The sequence below is a fragment of the Bradyrhizobium sp. Leo170 genome (assembly GCF_004296405.1).
Classification (GTDB): domain Bacteria; phylum Pseudomonadota; class Alphaproteobacteria; order Rhizobiales; family Xanthobacteraceae; genus Bradyrhizobium.
In genome coordinates, this window is record NZ_PSRR01000620.1 from 1 (window position 1) to 2,381 (window position 2,381).

Here is a 2,381-nt window from a genome sequence, read left to right on the forward strand (position 1 = left end):
CGGAAGCGGGGGGCATCGTGGTCGGGGAGCGCTATCGCGTCGATCGGAATGCGGTCGCTGATCAGTCCTTTCGCGCTGACGACCCTGAGACATGGGGCGCCGGCGGCAGGTCTCCCCTGCTCTGCTTTGATGGGTCGTTTGGCTCCTCGCACGGCATCGTGTTCGCTGGTTCGGGCGGCTTCAAGACGACATCCGTGACGGTGCCGACAGCGCTCAAATGGGGCGGCGGATTGGTCGTCCTCGATCCTTCCAACGAGGTCGCGCCCATGGTCACGGGACACCGGCACGGCGCCGGTCGCCAGGTCTTCGTGCTCGACCCGCGCTCCTCGGCGATCGGCTTCAATGTGCTCGACTGGATCGGCCAGCACGGCGCAACAAAGGAAGAGGACATTGCCGCCGTCGCCTCATGGATCATGACCGACAATCCGCGCCAAGGCTCGGCGCGGGATGACTTCTTTCGTGCCTCGGCGTTGCAACTGCTGACGGCGCTGATCGCCGATGTCTGCCTGTCCGGTCATACGGAAAAGACGGATCAGCAGCTGCGCCAGGTCCGCGCCAATCTGTCCGAGCCGGAGCCGAAGCTGCGCCAGAGGCTTCAATCGATCTACGACAACTCGGAATCCGGATTCGTGAAGGAAAATGTCGCGCCCTTCATCGCCATGACGCCGGAAACGTTCAGTGGCGTCTACGCCAATGCGGTGAAGGAAACCCATTGGCTCTCCTATGCCAACTATGCCGCACTGGTGTCCGGGTCTAGCTTCGCGACGACCGAGATCGCGGAAGGTCGGACGGACATCTTCATCAATCTCGACCTGAAGACGCTGGAGAATCATGCCGGCCTCGCCCGTGTCATCATCGGCTCGCTGCTCAACGCGATCTACAATCGAAATGGGGAAGTGACTGGCCGCACCTTGTTCCTGCTCGATGAGGTCGCTCGCCTCGGGTACTTGCGCATTCTCGAAACCGCGCGCGACGCGGGTCGCAAATACGGCATCACCCTGCTGATGCTCTACCAGTCGATCGGCCAGATGCGCGAGGCTTATGGCGGACGTGACGCCACCAGCAAGTGGTTCGAGAGCGCGTCCTGGATCTCCTTCTCGGCGATCAACGATCCCGAGACGGCGGATTACATCTCGAAGCGTTGCGGTGACACGACGGTGGAGGTTGATCAGCTGAGCCAGTCCTCGCGGATGTCGGGTTCCTCCCGAACGCGGTCCAAGCAGCTCGCGCGACGGCCGCTCATGCTGCCGCATGAGGTCCTGCGGATGCGGACCGACGAGCAGATCATCTTCACGGCCGGCAATCCGCCGCTACGATGCGGGCGGGCCATCTGGTTCCGGCGCGACGACATGCGGGCGCGCGTCGGCGAGAACAGGTTCTACCGGAGAGAAGCTGGTGGGCGTAGCTGATGGTCGTGAAATGCGGTAATGACCCGCGAGAGGATCGTCACGCGAATGCGCGGAGACCGCTTGCGGGCTCTGGGAGCGCCGTTCCCGGCGGCGCGAGTAGAGCCGTCCCGAGAGGGCTCGCCCGATCCTTCATTGATGAAGGGAGGACACATTGTACGCGCGAAGTTGGGCTGCCATAGGTCGGCTCTTAATCGGAAATCGGCAAGACCATCACCGGACAAGTCTCGAGGTGGTCAGAAGCAGGATCGGGCCTTGAAGGACGCGTCAAAAGCAGCGTCAAGCGACTATCGCCACGGCCGGGGGGCAAGTCCAGGTGACATCGATTCGGGAAAGAAAAGCAGATGAGCGATAAGACCGGTCTTGAAAGCAAAACCGTTGAAGCGATACGACATTATCGCGAGGCCCTCGCACTGGTGGAAAACCTGGAACGAGAGGACGCTTGCGCCCATCGAGCGCTGACGCGCACGCTGCTCGATTTGGAGCGTGCCCTGCGAGACGAAGCGGCACCGCATCTCAAGAACAGCCTGTTTGAGATTGGCTCCGCAGCGGTTTCGCGGTCGGACAAAACGTGGACCGACCTGGTCGAGGCGACCTCGAGATTGGAGTCCGCCCGCCTAACTTTGGCTCTCCTGGAACGGCAATTGGGATATATTCCAGAAGTCTCGCTGGGGGCGGATCACGAGTAGTCCCAGGCGAGGGAGTCTCGCACGATCGGAACCTTTCCCGATCACTTCAGAGCGGCGGCATCCCCTCCGACGGACCTCCGACGGGTTCGCGTTCCAGCCAAAATCCCGTCGGCTGAAACCGGACCCTCACTGCGTCCTCGTGTCTGGGATCGCCGAGGTGAAGGGCACGAATCGAGACCTTGCCGGCTTCCAAGCCTTCCAATGCACCACGCAAGCGCTTTCCTGCCGCTTCGTCGCGTCCACCCATGCAAGGATAGACAGCGACGGCGCCAATCGATGAGGCCTC

At 62.1% G+C, this 2,381-nt stretch carries 2 protein-coding genes and 1 pseudogene; 2 read left to right on the plus strand and 1 reads right to left on the minus strand.

Annotation, left to right across the window (positions count from 1 at the left end; all coding sequences use genetic code 11):
* Together traG and CWO89_RS43225 are read left to right on the plus strand one after the other, a co-directional pair.
* The coding region (gene traG / locus CWO89_RS43220) for a Ti-type conjugative transfer system protein TraG (RefSeq protein ID WP_130584273.1) at positions 1–1,409 on the plus strand (1,409 nt) is incomplete at its 5' end.
* A 341-nt stretch (positions 1,410–1,750) separates the two neighbouring features.
* On the plus strand, positions 1,751–2,095 hold the full coding sequence (locus CWO89_RS43225) for a hypothetical protein (protein WP_130584274.1): 345 nt from the start codon (positions 1,751–1,753) through the stop codon (positions 2,093–2,095).
* Between the two features lie 46 nt (positions 2,096–2,141).
* Here the strand turns inward: CWO89_RS43225 and CWO89_RS47370 are convergent.
* Positions 2,142–2,381 (minus strand): annotated as a pseudogene (locus CWO89_RS47370) (hypothetical protein); the annotation flags it as partial.

Coding starts and splice junctions, on each gene's coding strand:
- CWO89_RS43225 (WP_130584274.1), top strand. CDS start 1,751: ATGAGCGATAAGACCGGTCTTGAAAGCAAAACCGTTGAAGCGATACGA.